This window comes from Paucibacter soli (assembly GCF_037482845.1).
In the GTDB taxonomy this organism is placed as follows: domain Bacteria; phylum Pseudomonadota; class Gammaproteobacteria; order Burkholderiales; family Burkholderiaceae_C; genus Paucibacter_B; species Paucibacter_B soli.
The window spans coordinates 1-17105 of record NZ_JBBHJW010000016.1 but is presented as its reverse complement, the minus strand read 5'-3'; the positions used below and the strand labels follow the sequence as shown (position 1 = coordinate 17105).

Genomic DNA, 17105 nt, shown 5'->3' with positions numbered 1-17105 from the left:
ATTCCAGGCCTGCTTCACAGCTGACCCTTGTCATCGGCTGAGCTACTTGGCCGTCTCGATGACAAATATTGTCCCTTGGCAGTCATTTGGTCGTGTGATATCTCCGAGCCATGAAGACTTTCCTTGTTGGCGGCGCCGTCCGCGATCAACTGCTTGGACGCCCGGTCAGCGACCGCGACTGGGTCGTCGTTGGAGCGACGGCGGCCGAGATGCTCGCCGCCGGCTTTGACCAAGTTGGGGCCGATTTCCCCGTGTTCCTCCACCCGGTGACTCGGGATGAATATGCGCTGGCGAGGACCGAGCGCAAGACGGCGCCCGGCTACCGCGGCTTCGTCGTCCACTCAAACGCCGATGTGACCCTGGAAGAGGATCTTGGTCGACGCGACCTCACGATCAACGCCATGGCCATGGGTAACGACGGGGTCGTCATCGACCCGTTCGGTGGCGCCGCAGACCTGCAGGCCGGCACCCTTCGTCACGTTTCCGAGGCGTTCGTTGAAGATCCTGTACGGATCTTGCGCCTAGCCAGGCTCGCGGCTCGACACCCCGACTTCGTGGTAGCGCCGGAGACTTCGGAGCTGATGCTCAAAATGGTCCAGGCCGGCGAAATTGATGCGCTGGTCCCGGAGCGGGTCTGGCAAGAGCTCGCCCGCGGCCTAATGGAGGCCCGCCCATCTCGCATGTTTGAAGTCCTACGCCAATGCGGCGCCTTGAAGGTGCTTCTGCCTGAGGTTGATCGCCTGTGGGGTGTACCCCAGACTGAAGTGCATCACCCGGAGATCGACACCGGCGTGCACGTCATGATGGTCTTGGACATGGCTGGAACTCTGGGCTCGGACCTTGCTGTCCGCTATGCCTGCCTGTGTCACGACCTCGGCAAAGGCCTCACACCGGCTGAAATCCTTCCTCGGCATCTCCAGCACGAGAAGCGATCTGCCGAGCTTGCGATCCCGATGAGTCGCCGATTCAAGGTGCCAAGCGAGCACCGTGAGCTGGCCGTCCTCGTGGCCAAAGAACACGGGAACATCCATGCGAGCTTGGGCCTGAACGCCTCGGCAATCTTTCGCCTTCTGGATCGGTGCGACGCAATCCGCCGGCCCGAGCGGTTTGCACAGGCGCTCGAGGCGTGCGAGTGCGACGCACGCGGCCGGCTGGGTCTTTCGGATCGACCCTACCCTCAGCGACCGCGCCTGCTTGCTGCGCTTGATATCGCGCGCCAAGTTGACACCCGGGCTGAGGCTGAGCGACTGGCTGGCCTGGGGCAATCGGGCGAGCAAATCGGGGTAGGCATCTATGCTGCTCGTGTCAAAGCTCTTCAGGATGGGTTCTCATCCCTCCCCTTCCCCCCTAGCCAGCTCTCTGAGCCTGCTGCGGCTGATCGCCCTCCTGCGCGGCCCTGACCCTTCGATGAAAGTTCGACTATGAGCGAAAAGCAAGGTGAAGCCATTGCCTCTCAGTCCTTGAGTGACGGCGGGTACGAAATGCTTCGGGCCGCTGTGAATACGGCGCGCCAGCATGAGTGCAGGTCGGTCAAGGGGCTCAAGAGGGCACTCCTCGCTGCTTGGCCCGGCCGAGACAGTGAGATCGATGAGGCCATGGCCTACTGGTCCGCAAACATCCGTCAGCGTCATCCGAATGGCGTGCCGCGCCATTGATGAACGGCGGGCCTGCGTCCAAGCCCGCACTCAGCCTCTCAAGGATTCCAAGCCATGTTCCTGGCAATGAAGACTCTCAGGTTCGGATTGGCCTCACCGGTCAGGGCGAAGCTTGGGGCCTTGATGGGGGCGTCTGCCACATCCATCAGGGAGTTCTTCTGAGCGCCGGTGAGCGGGATCAGTTTGCTGCTCAACATGCTGCGGGGTGACTCAGCCGCTAAGTGAACGGAAAGTACCTGCTATGTGATATATTGTACACCATAGACACCTGCCTCAGCGGCTCCACCTCTTCTTTTCATCATGCCCAACGGGCGAGTCGAGCGCAGCTATGTCTGAGTACGTCGTAAACACCATCCGCATCCTGGGTAGCAGGGAGAGCGTTGCTGAGGTGGCAATGTTCCTCTGCCAGGATCATCGCGTTGGCATCGAGGGCGTGATCGATCCCCCGGGCGAGCACCCCGCCTATGCGGTCCGTGTCCACATTGGCCACGAACAAGAGCTCCTGAACTCCAGGTTCAGCTTGAAGCCCCTGGGATCGCACGAGGAGTCCACCAACCAGCGTGACGCGGTCTTGGTTGAGTCACTCGGCATGCGCGCTGTTGCTCGAGACCATCTCCCGGCCGCATTTGAGTTGACGCTAAAGTGCGAGACAGAATGGCAGCCCCCTTGGACTCTCCTGGGGAAGATGTCCATTCGCTTCCCTGATGTAGTCATTGGCACCGAGGCCACGGATGCTGCGAACTGCGACTGGTGGTACCTCACGTTCTCCCAGGGCCGTACGATCTCCAACCTCAAAGTCGAAAACGTGCCTGGGTTCGCTGGGCGCGAGCGCGAGCTGATTCTTGATCCGCTCGGAATGCGCGAGTTGAGCACCTGGTCGAATCAGAAGTTTGAAGAGACCGCGTCGCAACTCTTTGAGAATCGAGCTGGAATGCGGTTCTCCGAAGTCCCATCCCATCTGGCCGACCACGGCTGGCCACGATGGAGTCTCTTGAATCACGCGGCATTCAGCTCTGGGCTCGAGGCCTTCGATGAGACGTTTTCTGATTACGTCACCGCTGACGAAATAGAACAGGCACTGGATGGCGAACTGGAGGCGTCCAAACAGCTCGGGGTCGCATCATGGGTGGATGGGGTGCTCTTTGGGCCTTCGGTTCAAGAGGATGGTCAACCCCTGTTTTGCGACCTCGGGTCCGATCAGTACGCCGAAAGGCACCTGCAGTTGCTGGGGAAGCTGAGCGAAGCCACCCTGCCGTCTGCCAGCCCGATCTCGCAAGCTCTTCTTGCCAGCCTGTCCAAGCCCTTTGTCCGCCTTTGCGGTGGGCTTCATCCTGTGGTCTTCTTGACGGCCGCCGCGGTTGATCTGCCGCGGGGTGCGCCAGCTCGGGTGGGCCTGGACGCGCTCTTGAAGGCGTACGCCGATCAAGCGCCGACAATCCGCGGCGCAGAAACCCTTGATGCGCCCCTTCCCCAGAACGCAAACTACGAAGCGACTCCGCTCGATGCTGTTCTGCGCTCGAGCCTGGCTATCGCCGCCCTGCCCCGCGTTTCCGTCCACCAGCTGAAGCCCGCACTTGCCCATGGTGTCACAGACACCATGTTGCTCTGGACGCTTCTAGCTCGCGGCCTTGAGGATGAAGGGTTCCTGGATCCCTCCAACCTCAATCCAAATGCCCTGGATAGCCTGGTCGACGTCTATGGGTCTGAGGCCGAAATTCCCGATGCAATCAAGCAGGCGATTGCCTCCCGCGGACCCAGTCTCCAGTTGGCCCTCGAGTCTCGTCTTACGGCAAGTGCCATGGCCGATCTGATTGCGGATCGCACTGGCAAGTCCGAGCCCGAAAGAGTTGCTCCTCGGCGTCGAGCGAAGGTCTGATGCAGCGCTGAGCTGGCGCCCTTGCACGATTTGTGACCAGGTGCTATCTCGATTTCATGCGATACCTCCGCACCTTCAGAGACCCCGCAATTGGCATCCCGGCTATCGGCTGGGCAATCCGCTATCGTCGACTCAAGTCCCGAGGCTTCGGGATTTGGAGGGCCAAGGACGGCTCCTGCCAGGAGTGTTTATGCGTCGCCTTGTGGTGGGTCTACGCACTTGATCTCGTCGAAATTCCCCGTGCACCCAGGGGTAAGGCATGAACTTCAACTACCGCCTGAACTGCGGCCAGTACGTCCTCCATGATGGTGACCGCCCGGTGCGTCGTGTACTGGATGAAGTGAGCCTTGCCTTCACTGAGACCGATGGCGTTCTGGTCAAGCATGGCGACCCTGAGTCAGTCCAGAAGTGGGTGTCGACCACCCAGGGCAAGTACCGTGCCGCCGGCTTCGAGGAGTCCGCGGCCGGTCTGGTCTGCATCACCGGCAGGTTCCCCCTTGAGGATTTGAATCGCTGCCTGAGCACAACCGGCTTCGTGCTCAATCTCTACGCCCGCCTCAAGTCTGGCGAGCTCGGCCAGCAGCCGCTGCTTGAGGCGCCGCCAATGCGGAACCCGCTGCCGCGGCGTCCTCGCTAAACCCCTTCCGACTCATTGGCTTCCGATCAATCGGAGGCTTGTCTACGACTGGACTCGATATGCAGGCATTTGGAATCTCTGAAGAAGACGTGGCCAATGTGCTCAGCGCGCAATGGAAACGAGTGGTCAACACCCGCGGCTTGGCATTCACCGCCTTTGCGGACTTGCTGTTCCCGGATATTGACGATGGAGCCGTTGAAAGTGCTGCGCTTGATGGTGGCCTGGGCCTCGATGAGCAGACCGGCGCCGCCTATGAGGAAATAGATCGGCAGCTGGTGGAGCTGGGTGTCCTGGAGCCCATGGCCAAATGAGCTCGCTCGTTGCTCTCGGTGGCACCCTCCGGCCTGGGCTCGACGCTGCGCCGGCAGGTGAGGTTTGCCTGTACTGCGGCGGCGCAGAGCAGGTGGAGCTTCATGAGGTGTGGGGTCCGCGCGAATTCATGCTCGAGACCTGCTGCGAGGGCATGCACGAAGCTGCTGCCGACTACCTTGCAGAAGATCCCAAGCGGGCCGCTCAATGGCTTGGACAGCTCGGGATCAACGACGTCATGCGCGGCATGCCTGGTTGCTCGGGCGGTCTGCGTCGGGTCATTGAGAGCGACGGACAGCTGCTTCTCGACTGGAACCTGGACGTTTCACGAGATTCCTGCGCGGGACGCCCCTGGCTTTAGCCATGGGGAGGCAGAGCGCCGAGCCTGCCGCCAGGGCAGGCGAGTCGGTCCCTTGTAGTCGTGCTTCACATGTGATATCCACTATTCGTGTTCATCGAACCTGATTCTAGAACCCGCGGCGAAGTAGCCTCTGCTCCGCTGGCTGCCGCGCGCGCGCCCAAGACGCCAGTGCGGGTGCGGGTTCTCCGGTTTCGTTTGAAGGATTGCTGCGCGCCCTGGCTCAATGCCGCTGCGCGTGAGGTGAACCTGGTCTGGAATTACTGCAACGAGTTGAGCCAGAAGGTGTTCGAGCGCGAGCGACGCTTCATGACTGGCTTCGACCTGCAGGCCTACCTGAATGGGGCCAGCAAAGCGGGCCTGAGCATCGGCTCGCCGGTCTTCCAGCAAGTCGCTGAGGAGTATGCGACGCGCCGTCGTCAGCACAAGAAGGTGCGCTTGGCCTGGCGCAAGTCCGGCGGGGCCAGGCGCTCGCTGGGCTGGGTGCCCTTCAAGGCCCGCGCGGTCGACTATCGTGCCGGCCAGATCCGGTTCAATGGACAGAGCTTTGGGCTGTGGGACAGCCACGGCCTGGCGGGATACCTGGCCGCTGGCGCGAAGCTTCGCGGCGGCACGTTCAGCGAGGACTCGCGCGGCCGCTGGTTCTTGAATGTTGCAATCGAGATTCCTGAGCTTTGCGGCCCGCGGCCGCATGTGGAATCTGAGATTGGTGTGGATCTTGGCCTGAAGGAGTTGATGACCGACTCCAATGGTCAGAAGATCCAGGCCCAGCGGTTCTACCGTGACCTGGAGCCGGCGCTTGCCGTCGCGCAGCGCGCCGGCAAGAAGGATCGCGCGAAGGCGATCCACGCCAAGATCGGCAATCGCAGGAAGGACTTCCTGCACAAGCTTTCCACGGACCTGGTTCGACAGAACCGGTCCATCTTCGTTGGCAACGTGAATGCGGCCGCCCTGGCCAAGACGAGCATGGACAAGTCCGTGCTCGATGCCGGGTGGTCGAAGTTCAGAACCATGCTGCAGTACAAGTGCGATGACGCAGGCGTGTGGTTCCAGGAAGTCAACGAATCGTTCTCCACGGTGACCTGCAGCGCCTGCGGCGCCCGATCCGGCCCTACAGGCCAGACTGGGCTCTCAGTGCGCAGTTGGACATGCGGATGTGGCGCGACGCATGACAGAGACGTCAATGCGGCACGCAACATCTTGCTGGCCGGTTTGGCTGCGCGCCGTGAGAAAGAGCAACCCGCCCCGGGCCTGCGCGCTGAAGCGATTCAGCGCGTGGCAGCTCGGGTGTCGAATAAGACCGGGCTTAGCCCGACTGGGGTCGGACATGGCCCTCTTGCAGAAGGAATCCCCCGGCTTTAGCCGTGGGGTGAATGTCAACTACACGCTCGCAAGCGAGGCTGGGACAACCCTTCGGGCGGCTGGCTGGCAAGAAGGTGGTCGAACAGCGGGAAGAAGTTGGAGTACTCCGTCGAGGCCACGGATCGACAAGATGGTTGTCGTCGACAAGATACGGTGGCACCGGTTGCTGGTCCGAAATCCAACATCGCAGCTCTGGGCCAACGCCGGCCGATCCTCTTCGGCCAACTCCGGTAGAGCTTCGGAATTCCTGAGCCCGACGGTTTGAAGAGTGCGTAACTCTTCACGGATGGCGACCGCCCACTTGGTCGTCGTCAACCAAATCTCACGGGTCGCGTTGGAACTTTTGTCTTCCCTTACCCACTCGCTCCCGGTCTCAATTGCGTGAAATCTAGCGCGACACTGAGCATCTCTGATGACCGCCCTAACTGTCAGTGTCATTGGCGTTTTCGCGCGTATGTCATATGTTCTGCACATAGGCAATCACTCTCAACGGCTCCGCCGTTCACTGGACTCCTCGATGAACAAGACTCTCAAGACCTATCGCGCTGTCGGCGCCCTGACCTTGGTTGCGGCCCTGGCCGCTTGCGGCGGGGGTGGCGGCGGCAGCTCCACGACTCCGACGACCCCGACGACGCCGACTCCGGTCATCAGCGACGCCGGCAACTTGAAGACTTCGGTTGCCGCTTCGACCTACGTGGGCGGCTCGCTGGGTGACAGTGCTTACAAGGCATTGAACACAGTGCGCCAAGCCGCCGGCGCTGGCCTGCTGGCCCAGGACGCCCAGATCGACGTGGCAGCGGCAGCGCACGCCAAGTACCTGACCACGAATCTGTCCGCTGTGACGAGCTACCACAACGAAGATTCGAGCAAGTTCGACTTCTACGCGGTGACCCCGGGTGACCGCATCGCCAAGGCTGGCTATTCGGCTGTGAACAGCACCGAAGTCGTTGGCGGCACTGGTTCCTCGAAGTTGGGTTCGGACTGCGTTCTTGGCCTGCTGAACACGGCCTATCACGGTGCTGCGCTGCTGTCTCGTAACACTGCCATCGGCTTTGGCTTTGGCGTTGATGGCGCTGGCATCCCGATGTGTGTGGCAGATCTGGCCACACCGACCGGCGACAAGTTCGGTCAGGTTCCCGCTGCGGCTAAACTGGTTGCATATCCTTACGCCGGACAGACTGGCGTGATGGAAACGTTCTATGTCGCTTCAGAAACCCCTCGTCTGCCGTTGACCCTGTTCCCGAATGCCACCGCCGGCACGCCAGTCCTGGTGAATGTGCGCAACGCAGACTACGTGAACTTCCAGGACGCAGGCACCCTGAATGCAACCATTTCGGTCTTCAACCTGAAGGACGCCGGCGGCAACGTGGTACCGGCTGCCATTGTCGCCAACTCGGCTCTGAAGGGTTCTGGTGTTGAACTGAACGCCGACAGTAACCTGGCAGAGGGCTTTGCCGTCCTGGTGCCTCTGTCGCCGCTTGCGAAGGGTCAGACATACACCGCCACGTTCACGGCCACGCTGAAGACGGGTGGCGCGACTCTGACCAAGACCTGGTCGTTCACGACGAACCAGTAATCGGCATCTACAATTCAGGGGTATCCGGATTTGAGTGTGTTTCCGGCGACTGAACCGGCTCATGTCATCTTGGTGTAAAACCGGATTTTGTTGTTGCTAGCCGCGCGGCGTTGCTTTATCATGAAACCGGATTTTGCTGTGGGAGAAGAAGACATGAAACCCTCTGAAGCCTTGGCCTCGAACCGCGTCGCGATCCGGCAGGTGGTCGAGTCGCACCGTGCCCGGAATGCGCGGGTCTTCGGCTCCGTGCTGCGCGGCCAGGACACCGACAGCAGCGACCTCGACATCCTCATCGACCCGACGCCGGAAACGACGCTGTTCGACATCAGCGCGATCCGCGTGGAACTGCGCAAGCTGCTCGGCGTGCCGGTGGACGTTCTGACTCCCAACGGACTGCCGGACAAGTTCCGCGCTACCGTGCTCGCGGAAGCCAGTCCCGTATGAGCCGCGATCCTCAGCGACTGCCCGATTACCTGGGGCACATCCTTGAAGCCATCGAGCGCATTCAGCACTACGTCGATGACATGGACGAAGTGGGATTCCTGAACAGCAAGCTCGTCCAGGACGCCGTGATTCGCAACCTGGAGGTGATCGGCGAAGCCAGCCGCAACATCGAGCGCGTCCACCCGGAGTTCGCAGCCGCGCACCCGGAGCTTCCCTTGGCACTGGCCAATGACATGCGCAATGCGCTTGCACATGGCTATTTCAAGGTGGATTTGGGAATCGTCTGGAAGACGATTCAGGGCAACCTGCCTGACCTGCACGCGCAAATCACCGAGGTGAGCGCGGTGCTTTCCCGCAACTCAGACCATGAAGGGATGGAGCCATGAAGTTCGCATTAGAAAAACTACCCAACGGCCAAACCCGTATGGTTGATGCCAATGGTGATCCGCTTGGGCAAGGTGACGCGGATCGACCTATCCTGCATATCCTTCCCAAGCTATGGGTTCCCGCCGACCTACTTGGTCGCCCGAACGAGCGCTTCACTGATGGGCTGATGTGCGAGGAAATCACCCTGACGGTGACCACCACCCTTCCGATTGAAGTGATGCCCGAAGGCGGAATCGAGATTAGGCAGCCGTATCCGAATCGGCGGTATTTCGTTGGTGGCTCGAAGTTGATCCGCAATGGCTGGATTGTGCCGATCCCTGCGGATGTGACCGAGTTCGACATTGAATTTCAGTGGCACATCGAAAGTGCCGCCATGTGGCGCGTCTATCCCAAGGATGACTGGCAGGTTCGCCATCTCATCCATATCAAACTTCACCCCGGCAAAGGGATCACTTATTCCATGGATGGCTCCTGCTGGCCGGAGCGCGAAGGCCCGGCTATGCGTATCACGCCCGTCACTGTGTTGGGGTTCGAGAAGGAAGACCAGATCGATCGCACCCGGCGTCAGATCGTCAAGGACTCCGATCTGATCTACACGGATGGGGAACTTCAAGGCGAACTGGCGGGCTACTTCCTCGAAGAGCAGGTGGACATTACCGGCGTCCCGCTGGAACAGGCGTGGAGCATCGACGCCTTCCAGGAAGAGCAACTTCATGAAGTACGGCAAACGGCCATTCTCACCCACGACATTGAGGCTCACCGCACCAACGGCCCCGTTGAGATGCCTGCGGAACTATTGCTGCGGGCAATCGATCATGCAGAGAAAGTAGCGTTCGGCAAGAAAAGCAAGTTTGCCAAAACGATTGCCGGAGTGCCTGGAGGCATGGAACAGCACCCGGCCATGAAGCTCCTGTGCGACTGGTGGGAAACGGTCAGGCCGGAGGGAGAGCCGTTCAAACCTGGCATGGCCATGCCGTTGGTGCGCGTCCGCGACGACAGTGAATACTGGTGGGGCGACCGCGAGGTTCCTAATTCACCCATCAACGGCTTCAATCCGAGCGGGCGCAATGCCGCCCGCATCGGTGACCTGATTCTCGTACTCTTCCAGGCCAAGCAGGAAAACGCCGTCTTCGACAACGACGGAATGACGGTCTTCCTACCCAGCGGAGAACAGTTCAGCACCATTGGGATCGACAAGGAGCAATACCTAAATGGCGAATCGGACGAGGCATGGGCTTGTCTGAATGCCTTGGCTTCTTTCCCTGTCCGCTTCCCCTCGACATGGGAATTCTTGAACAAGATTGGCGCCGAATATCTGATGGCCGAACGGGCTAAGGTGGCGCAGCCGGTAGTGCTTCCGGAAGGGTTCAAGCCCTGCTCGCATTGCGGCGGCTTGCCTTTGATTACCGAAGACCCAACCGGTAATTCGAGATTCCGCTTCCTCTTGAAGTGTGGCGACCACACTTCAATCGGCGGCGACTCCATTGAAGAAATCATTCAGGACTGGGAGTTCGATTATGAGGCGATGGAAGCCAATTCGTAGCCCATGCCAGCGAACATTCTGAACCTCCCCGACTTCAAGGTGCAGCGGGTCGAGGAAGCCGACCACGACTATCACGTCTATGCCGAGGTCTCGAACCCTCCAGGCGTCTGCACAGCCTGCGGCTCTGATCGCCTGATCGGCCACGGTCGCAATGAGCAGGTCATCCGCGACCTGCCGACACACGGCAAGCGTCTTGCCATCTACGTGGACACCCGCCGCTGGCGTTGCCAGTCCTGCGGCAAGACCTTCATGGAGGCGCTTCCCGCCGTCAACGCCAAGCGCGAGATGACCGACCGGCTGGTGAAGTGGATCGGTCAGCAGAGCTTGAAGCGGACGTTCGCCAGCATCGCCGACGACACTGGCTTGGACGAGAAGACGATCCGGAACATCTTCCGCGACTACATCGGCGAGCTGGAAGCCGAGTTCCGTTTTGAAACGCCCAAGTGGATGGGCATCGACGAGATCCACCTGATCCGGCCGCGCTGCGTCATCAGCAATATCCGCAACAACACCATCGTGAACATGCTCCCGAACAGGGACAAAAAGACGGTGGTGAACTACCTCTACAACCTGCAAGGGAAGTCCGAGGTTCAGTACGTGGCGATGGACATGTGGACGCCGTACCGCGATGCGGTGCAGGCGGTCTTGCCAGACGCCCGCATCGTCATCGACAAATTCCACGTCGTGCGGATGGCCAACGACGCCGTGGAGAAGGTTAGGAAGAGCCTGCGTGAGCAACTGACGCCCAAGCAGCGCCGAGGGTTGATGCACGACCGCTTCGTGCTCTTGAAACGCGAACGCGACCTGAACGACCGGGAACGGCTGCTGCTCGATGGCTGGACGAAGAGCTATCCCGAACTGGGGGCCGCGTACAGGCTCAAGGAAGGCTTCTACGGCATCTATGAGGGGTCAGGCAACCCGCAGGCCGCCATCGTGGCCTATGAGGCCTGGAACAAGGCCGTGGTGCCCGAGGTGCGGGACGCTTACTCCGACCTGATCCGCGCCTTCACGAACTGGCAGCCCTTCATCCTCAACTACTTCGAGCACCCCGTCACCAACGCCTACACCGAGTCGCTGAACTCGCTGATTCGCGTCATGAACCGGCTGGGGCGCGGCTACTCGTTCGAGGCACTCCGGGCCAAGATTCTGTTCACCGAGGGCGCACACAAGCGCAAGCTCAGTCGCCCGAAGTTCGAGCGGCGGCGCGAGCCTGAACCGGCCATGGCTGAAGAGGTCATGGGCTACGGCGTACCGGATGATGCGGTGGGCTATGGCCTGCCGCCTGGGCACTTCGGAAAGGCGGTTCTGACGCCAAGGAAGGGCACGCCGAAGGCTGAGCACCCACACGAACCGCCGGGGCCACCGAAGAACTACGGGGCCGACATAAACACACTGATTGAGCTACTGGAATCCGGGCGGCTGTGAGCCTTCAAACACAGCCAAATCCGGATACCCCAATTCAGAAACGGGGCTTCGGCCCCGTTTCTATTTGGAGATCGATAAAAGACTCGCACATCCGGTACTAGGTATCGGAAGATGTCTGCCTTGCGGCACGCTGGACCATGTGATATCTCAATCGTATGAACTCCAATCGTGCACAAAAGGCTCCCGGCACGGAGCTGACCCTCGTAAATCGAGGGATTGATCCTGACTTCGATGTCATCGACTCGACTCAGGTTCTCGAGCCGGGCTTCTACTGGACGGCCCACAGCGACTGCGGACCAGCAAAGGCCGGCGATACCCTGCTACTGATCGATGTAACCGAGTTCGAGGGAAAGCCTCATTCGGTCACCATCAATCGTCATCCTCGAGATGGCGAGGGGGAGTTCGAGCTCATGATTGCCGACTTCCTTGATGCCTTTGTGCCTTGCCATGACGCTGATGCAATTCGCACCCGTGAACAGCAAGAGATCATGGGACAGGTTGCGGCGCTGCAGGCAGAACTCATGGCTACCCAGGCCGACCCGCAGCTGATGATCGCCGCGGTCATGCCGGCCGTCGATGCTGCCATTGCTCGTGACGAGCGCGCCCGCGCCGCTGAATCCAAGATTCAGGCGGAGAAGGCTCGCGAAGCGTCTCGCGATCTGGCCAAGACCCATCGCCGTGCGGCCCGCCGCTCCGAGACCAAGGGGAACCCCCTTGTGGCACCGAAGATCGCCATGGCCTCCGATGTGGGCAGTCTCATCGATGCCGGCATCAACGATCAGGGCGTCCAGCAGCTCAAGGAAATGGCTACCCGCCAGGCCATCGTGGCGGAGGCTCAATCGCGCTGGCTTGAAGACAAGACCCGCGCGATCACCAACACCCTGGCTCGCCTGGCGCCCTACATCAAGGAGCGCGCGGCCGTTGCGCTTGCTCGCAGTTCCGGTGCTATCAAGATGGCTGAGCGTATCCGCTCGGGCATTGAGTCCCTGGATCTTTACACCGGCCGCGGTGTGGAGGTTTACGACATCCGTACCGGTGTTGAAGCACCTGAGTCTGAGCCGCTGACCCTGATCCAGGGCAAGCGCTACGCCGACGAGGAGCTCGCTGTCTGGGCAGATGTCATGGCCGACTTCGACTACCGCGATAAGCAGCAGTTCTTCGACGCCCTGGTCAACAACGACTCCCTGCTCGAACAGGTGCTGCCGACCCAGCGTTGCGTCGTCTCTATGGCCACGACGCGCCACTCACGCTACTACTCTGATCCGTACGAGTCGATGATGGCCAACATCGAGAACAAGCTTGTATTCCTGCTGATCCGCAACGGACAGAACGTCAGCATCTGCTACTCCAGCTCGCCCTCCCACGAGGCCTCGCCTCGCCTCTTCCCCACGCGCAATGAGCTTGAGCGCCCCTTCAACGGCTGGGATGGTTCGCGCATCTCCATTCGCGATGTCGAGTTCGGCAAGGCGAGCAAGCGCTTTGATGACATCGCGCTGCACTACAAGCGTTTCTTGATCCTGCTCTGCGGCCTGGACCACCGCTTGGGCCTGCTCGGCCGGTTCTATCCCGCCGAAGAACAGATGCAGTTCATGACCGCTGGCTTTCAGGAGCGGCACTTCCGCTTCATCGCAGACGAAGAGTCCGGCAGCCTGCTTGGCGAGGACTTGATGCCGCTCCGCGGCTGGATGGCGATGAAGAACGCGATGGTCCAGTCTGGCTCCCGCGCCTTCCTGTTGGACTCAACTGAAATGCGAAAGTGTGCGCCGGAGCTTGAGCGCCGACATTTCCTGAGCCCCACAAAGAAGCAGTTCGAGCAACCGATTGGCGTCCAGAAAGAAGGGACGCGCTTCCTCGTGTCCCTGGAGGCCAGTGACAAGTACGCGGATCGCAAACTCCAGAGCGTGAAGTGCTTCCTGACCAAAGAGGACAACTCTGGCCATGACAGCGCCTGGTGGCTCTGCATTGATGGGGTTTCTCTGGCAGAGGTTCGTCGCTACCGGCATAGCCGCGTGAATCGCGCCATGGGTGTTGCCTATCTGCGCCTGTTCCGTCGCTTGGAGGCCTACTTCGAGATCGAGGAGGCTCTGGAGGCCGCCTCGCGCGCCTACCTGCTGGAGACCGCAACCACGCATGGCGGAATGTCCATGCAGATGGCTGGGCCAGCTCTTGGCGCAGCGATCCGAAACTGGCGAGCCGCCCGCCGCGGAACCTCGCTGCCGGCACTTGACGACAAGTCGAATCTCCATGAAGTCCTAAATCTCATGACCCCAGAGGGCCACCTCCCGGCCGCTCAGGATGCAATGCTCGCCAGCTACCTGGATAGCACCGGCCAGAAGCCTCTGCTCCTGACTCGCAGTGGCAAGTCGAAGCTCGTCTTGTACGTTGAGGCGACCGCGGAAGACCAAGCCTCGTACCCGAACATCCTCACTTGGGGTTGGGTCCGTCGCATCACCCTAGACGTTGGCAAGACCAAGCTCAAAGAAGCCTCGGCCACTTTGACCTGGCTGACCAAAGTTCTGCCGGCCTCAGAAGTCGAGCTCCGTCGCTGGGAGGGACTGGAAGCCTGGCTGCATGCAGCCGAGGAGCCGATTAGCTTGAAGAAGTACGGCAGCATCCCTGGGCTGCTTGCTGGCTCCGTGGAGTGGCTGGGCACGCTCCAGGGCGGCATGGGAAGCGGCATCCCTGATGAACTCTTCCACCAGGTCAAGTCGAGTTCTCATTCACAGATGCTCAAGGACAAGGGCCGCAACCTGGTTACCACCTACTTGGCGATCCCGGTCGGCTTCCACAGCAATGACGGCCGCAGGATCAAGGTGACCTACATGATCGGCCAAGCGGACAAGGTGCTCTACGCCTATGGCAACGAGGCCCAGCGCGCTGACATCTCGTCGACATTCCCTGTGGCCTATCGCCATCGTGTTCGTGGCACCGAGGTGCTGCGTGAACCATTCAGATGGCGTTTGGTTGAGAAGGAAGCAACTGAATTTCTTGCCCACAACGAGACCGTCAAGCACCACCTGCCTGGCATTAGCTCAGACCCCAAGTGGGCGGAGCGCAAGATCCAGGTCAACTCCCCCAGGAAGAGTGACTTCAGACACCAGCGAAAGAAGGGTGACGGTAAGCCGCGCCTGACTGCCCACACTGCCAAGCTGAGCTTGGACCGCGCTTTCGCGCAGCTGATGGGCACTGTTCCAGGCAGCCTCAAGACTTCCTACTTCGCAGCCCGAAAGGAACGGGCCGAACACCTGGTGCGCTGGTGGCCGGAGCGCCGCGAAGGTGAGTCTCAAGCAGAGATGCAAGCTCGCCTGCAGGCTAAGGCTGATGCGATCTTGAAGACACCCTATGTGCACGTCTACAAAGTGGTCCTATCTCCACTTGTTTGGCCAGTGGGTGCATCACGTTCCCGGGCAAATACGCTCTTCTCTAGACCGGCTAACCAAAAGACCAGTTGCCCCTAAGCACTGCATAGCAGCGTGATCCGACCGTGGGTTTGTATAGCAAGCGCGCTCAGACACCCCCAAAAGTGTGATTGCGACATATTGCACACATGATATCGTCTCCGCAGCTCCACTTGCGAGGACGATATGCATCCGAGTCGGATTGAACCACCCCGTCTCTCACCGATTCTTTCGACCTTGAGACAGATGGCTACGAAATCCAATTTCGCCTGCGCAGAAGAACTTACGCTGCGCGTATCTGACTCAATCCATCAGATTGGCGGCGGTCATGAATCGATGCCTCGATTCGCAACCAGAAGCCTATTGGCACCTAATTTGGTGGCTCGGATTGCCGGTCGGTCTCTCTCGTTGAATGCGGCCGAAGACGACTCAGAGATCAACGCAAGCGCGACGCTGACGCTCGACAGCGAAGTTGGCCTGCATTGTGATTCGACCTTCCATACGGAAGTCTGTGATTTGCGTCGCCAGGGCTTCCGATTGTGCGAAATCACAGGCTTGACGGTCGATGTGCCAGGTACGGTTGCCCCGTTGTATGTCGGCGCATCAATGCTGCATGTTTGCCATCTCTTTGCCCACAGGATCCAGCAGGCCACGCACGCCCTGATCCATGTAAAACAAGAAGATGAAATGCACTACGTTCAGGGCATGGGATTCTCGAGGGTCAAAGAATCAACTGCGGCTCATGGCGAGAACTCACCAACGGTACTGCTGATTGCATCATCTGATTTCGTTCAGGCCCAAATCCAAAAAAAAGGCGGCAAAGGTGTCGAGCACTCCCGTCTGGACGAGCGGACATCCCGAGCGAAGTCCCTCTACCCCTACTTCTACGCAAAGGATGAAGCAGAAGGCATCCACCGGCGCCTGTCTCGATTCCTGACCTCTCTATCAGCTCCCAGATCGATTTTGTAGGCTGAGAACATCAGAGCAACAGCAGATCAACATTCATAGACGTGTATGTGATATTGTCTTTGCGTTTCATCAATCAAACGGAATGGCTATGAAGATCTTGTTTTCCATCCTTGCAGTTCTCGCGTCCTCCTGCGCAATTGCGCAGTCAGCCGGTGTGCTTCCTGACGAGCCAGTACGAATGATTTCCAAGAGCTTGGGGGTTCAAGCGAGTGAAGTCATCATCACACCAGCTACGTTTGTGGAAGTTCGGCAAGTGGCCAGCCCGGCCGGGCGTCTTTCGAATGGAAGCTATGCCGACCAATGGACCCGATTTTCGTCCTACGCGAAGGACGGGGCCGCAATCTACCGGTTCAAGAAGACCACTTCGCCCGAGGCAGAAGGTTTCATGGTTATGCGCGGTGGCAAGGAGCCGATCCGCCTCATAACTTCAGCCGTTTCTTGGGACAACAGCGTCACCGTCAATCTGCACGGCACGGCGGTGTCTCGAACTCAAGGCGATGCGCTCTTGTCTATTGCCTCAAAGTAGAGGCACAAGAAAAAGGGGGGAGCTATGGCGTTCACCTCGCAGTTGAGGATCCACTTCTTCAGCCGAGCAAAGGCAATGAACGAAGTTGGACTGAAGTGGCTTTGGCCTATTCTCAACAGGCTTGCATTCTCTCGCACAAAAAGCGTGGATGAGCGCAACGTCCGCGCATGCCTTTCTGCCGAGCTTGAACTAGGCGCGATTGAATCTGCTTCTCTAAATCTATCGCAGGCATCCTGGGCGGCGTTGGAATCCGCGGCAGACAGCTGGCCAGGCAAGGCTCCCGTCGTGATTTGCTGTTCGAGCGCCACTGAAGCAGTGTATGCATACTGCTGCAAATTCCGGATACCCGACTGTGAGCGGGTTGAGGTGCGAGTGCTACGAAATCTAGCGCATGAGCCAGTTTTCTATGAAATATCGCATCCGGCCCACGCTGCACAATTGTGGAAGCCATCTGAACACATTCCGACGTCCCTCTCTCAAGTGCCGCGGTCGCGAGCTTTAGAGATGAATCGCTTCGAGATGCCGGAAATGTGGAAAGCCGTCATCGCAGAGCTTCTTTCAGAGTTCGCCGCCTAGCAGAGCCCAGCTCGTCAATTTGGCGTCCGCGGGTGCGTCAATCTCTGGCGCATCTTCAACTCGA

At 59.8% G+C, this 17105-nt stretch carries 17 protein-coding genes; 16 read left to right on the top strand and 1 reads right to left on the bottom strand.

Translation table 11 applies throughout. The features are described from left to right. The first annotated feature begins 110 nt into the window (after positions 1 to 110). Entirely contained in the window at positions 111 to 1400 is a 1290-nt protein-coding gene (locus WG898_RS24650) for a multifunctional CCA addition/repair protein (protein ID WP_339605431.1), read from the top strand. A gap of 21 nt (positions 1401 to 1421) precedes the next feature. Then, entirely contained in the window at positions 1422 to 1655 is a 234-nt protein-coding gene (locus WG898_RS24645) for a hypothetical protein (protein ID WP_339605430.1), read from the top strand. Positions 1656 to 1693: 38 nt separating this feature from the next. On the opposite strand, the gene WG898_RS24640 is transcribed toward WG898_RS24645, so the two are convergent. After that, positions 1694 to 1852 carry a hypothetical protein gene (locus tag WG898_RS24640; protein WP_339605429.1) on the bottom strand — a complete coding sequence of 53 codons (159 nt, stop codon included), beginning with the start codon at positions 1850 to 1852 and terminating at the stop codon, positions 1694 to 1696. 131 nt (positions 1853 to 1983) lie between these two features. Here WG898_RS24640 and WG898_RS24635 point away from each other — a divergent pair, with 131 nt between their 5' ends. The 14 genes from WG898_RS24635 to WG898_RS24570 all read left to right on the top strand — a co-directional run bounded on the left by WG898_RS24635 (position 1984) and on the right by WG898_RS24570 (position 17041). Then, positions 1984 to 3531: a hypothetical protein gene (locus WG898_RS24635; RefSeq protein WP_339605428.1), complete on the top strand. Its 1548-nt coding sequence runs from the start codon at positions 1984 to 1986 to the stop codon at positions 3529 to 3531. Positions 3532 to 3790: 259 nt separating this feature from the next. Then, on the top strand, positions 3791 to 4168 hold the full coding sequence (locus WG898_RS24630) for a hypothetical protein (RefSeq protein ID WP_339605427.1): 378 nt from the start codon (positions 3791 to 3793) through the stop codon (positions 4166 to 4168). A 59-nt stretch (positions 4169 to 4227) separates the two neighbouring features. Then, positions 4228 to 4479 carry a hypothetical protein gene (locus tag WG898_RS24625; RefSeq protein WP_339605426.1) on the top strand — a complete coding sequence of 84 codons (252 nt, stop codon included), beginning with the start codon at positions 4228 to 4230 and terminating at the stop codon, positions 4477 to 4479. Further along, on the top strand, positions 4476 to 4838 hold the full coding sequence (locus WG898_RS24620; protein WP_339605425.1) for a hypothetical protein: 363 nt from the start codon (positions 4476 to 4478) through the stop codon (positions 4836 to 4838). Before WG898_RS24625 ends, WG898_RS24620 begins: the two co-directional genes overlap by 4 nt. 87 nt (positions 4839 to 4925) lie before the next feature. Continuing rightward, on the top strand, positions 4926 to 6197 hold the full coding sequence (locus tag WG898_RS24615) for an RNA-guided endonuclease InsQ/TnpB family protein (RefSeq protein WP_339605424.1): 1272 nt from the start codon (positions 4926 to 4928) through the stop codon (positions 6195 to 6197). Between the two features lie 517 nt (positions 6198 to 6714). Further along, complete coding sequence (locus WG898_RS24610) at positions 6715 to 7773, top strand: CAP domain-containing protein (protein ID WP_339605423.1); 1059 nt, start codon at positions 6715 to 6717, stop codon at positions 7771 to 7773. A gap of 153 nt (positions 7774 to 7926) precedes the next feature. Further along, positions 7927 to 8217, top strand: coding sequence for a nucleotidyltransferase family protein (locus WG898_RS24605; protein WP_339605422.1), 291 nt, complete (start codon positions 7927 to 7929; stop codon positions 8215 to 8217). After that, the gene (locus tag WG898_RS24600; protein ID WP_339605421.1) at positions 8214 to 8603 is read left to right on the top strand and encodes a HepT-like ribonuclease domain-containing protein; all 390 of its coding nucleotides are present in this window, start codon (positions 8214 to 8216) and stop codon (positions 8601 to 8603) included. Before WG898_RS24605 ends, WG898_RS24600 begins: the two co-directional genes overlap by 4 nt. Beyond that, positions 8600 to 10147, top strand: a complete 1548-nt coding sequence (locus tag WG898_RS24595; RefSeq protein WP_339605420.1) for a hypothetical protein — start codon at positions 8600 to 8602, stop codon at positions 10145 to 10147. The genes WG898_RS24600 and WG898_RS24595 overlap by 4 nt, the downstream gene beginning before the upstream one ends. A gap of 3 nt (positions 10148 to 10150) precedes the next feature. After that, a complete protein-coding gene (locus tag WG898_RS24590; RefSeq protein WP_339605419.1) occupies positions 10151 to 11572 on the top strand; it encodes an ISL3 family transposase in 1422 nt (473 codons plus the stop codon). Between the two features lie 155 nt (positions 11573 to 11727). Next, complete coding sequence (locus tag WG898_RS24585) at positions 11728 to 15030, top strand: hypothetical protein (RefSeq protein ID WP_339605418.1); 3303 nt, start codon at positions 11728 to 11730, stop codon at positions 15028 to 15030. A 186-nt stretch (positions 15031 to 15216) separates the two neighbouring features. After that, the gene (locus WG898_RS24580; protein WP_339605417.1) at positions 15217 to 15939 is read left to right on the top strand and encodes an N-acyl amino acid synthase FeeM domain-containing protein; all 723 of its coding nucleotides are present in this window, start codon (positions 15217 to 15219) and stop codon (positions 15937 to 15939) included. Between the two features lie 82 nt (positions 15940 to 16021). Beyond that, positions 16022 to 16465: a hypothetical protein gene (locus WG898_RS24575; RefSeq protein ID WP_339605416.1), complete on the top strand. Its 444-nt coding sequence runs from the start codon at positions 16022 to 16024 to the stop codon at positions 16463 to 16465. Between the two features lie 24 nt (positions 16466 to 16489). Then, positions 16490 to 17041: a hypothetical protein gene (locus WG898_RS24570; RefSeq protein WP_339605415.1), complete on the top strand. Its 552-nt coding sequence runs from the start codon at positions 16490 to 16492 to the stop codon at positions 17039 to 17041. Positions 17042 to 17105: the final 64 nt, after the last annotated feature.

Excerpts from the sequence above, each read along its gene's own strand:
- WG898_RS24625 (WP_339605426.1), top strand. The coding sequence starts at position 4,228 with ATGCAGGCATTTGGAATCTCTGAAGAAGACGTGGCCAATGTGCTCAGC.
- WG898_RS24640 (WP_339605429.1), bottom strand. The coding sequence starts at position 1,852 with ATGTTGAGCAGCAAACTGATCCCGCTCACCGGCGCTCAGAAGAACTCC.
- WG898_RS24610 (WP_339605423.1), top strand. The coding sequence starts at position 6,715 with ATGAACAAGACTCTCAAGACCTATCGCGCTGTCGGCGCCCTGACCTTG.
- WG898_RS24575 (WP_339605416.1), top strand. The coding sequence starts at position 16,022 with ATGGCTATGAAGATCTTGTTTTCCATCCTTGCAGTTCTCGCGTCCTCC.
- WG898_RS24585 (WP_339605418.1), top strand. The coding sequence starts at position 11,728 with ATGAACTCCAATCGTGCACAAAAGGCTCCCGGCACGGAGCTGACCCTC.
- WG898_RS24600 (WP_339605421.1), top strand. The coding sequence starts at position 8,214 with ATGAGCCGCGATCCTCAGCGACTGCCCGATTACCTGGGGCACATCCTT.
- WG898_RS24580 (WP_339605417.1), top strand. The coding sequence starts at position 15,217 with ATGGCTACGAAATCCAATTTCGCCTGCGCAGAAGAACTTACGCTGCGC.
- WG898_RS24605 (WP_339605422.1), top strand. The coding sequence starts at position 7,927 with ATGAAACCCTCTGAAGCCTTGGCCTCGAACCGCGTCGCGATCCGGCAG.
- WG898_RS24635 (WP_339605428.1), top strand. The coding sequence starts at position 1,984 with ATGTCTGAGTACGTCGTAAACACCATCCGCATCCTGGGTAGCAGGGAG.
- WG898_RS24645 (WP_339605430.1), top strand. The coding sequence starts at position 1,422 with ATGAGCGAAAAGCAAGGTGAAGCCATTGCCTCTCAGTCCTTGAGTGAC.
- WG898_RS24630 (WP_339605427.1), top strand. The coding sequence starts at position 3,791 with ATGAACTTCAACTACCGCCTGAACTGCGGCCAGTACGTCCTCCATGAT.
- WG898_RS24590 (WP_339605419.1), top strand. The coding sequence starts at position 10,151 with ATGCCAGCGAACATTCTGAACCTCCCCGACTTCAAGGTGCAGCGGGTC.
- WG898_RS24595 (WP_339605420.1), top strand. The coding sequence starts at position 8,600 with ATGAAGTTCGCATTAGAAAAACTACCCAACGGCCAAACCCGTATGGTT.
- WG898_RS24650 (WP_339605431.1), top strand. The coding sequence starts at position 111 with ATGAAGACTTTCCTTGTTGGCGGCGCCGTCCGCGATCAACTGCTTGGA.
- WG898_RS24570 (WP_339605415.1), top strand. The coding sequence starts at position 16,490 with ATGGCGTTCACCTCGCAGTTGAGGATCCACTTCTTCAGCCGAGCAAAG.
- WG898_RS24620 (WP_339605425.1), top strand. The coding sequence starts at position 4,476 with ATGAGCTCGCTCGTTGCTCTCGGTGGCACCCTCCGGCCTGGGCTCGAC.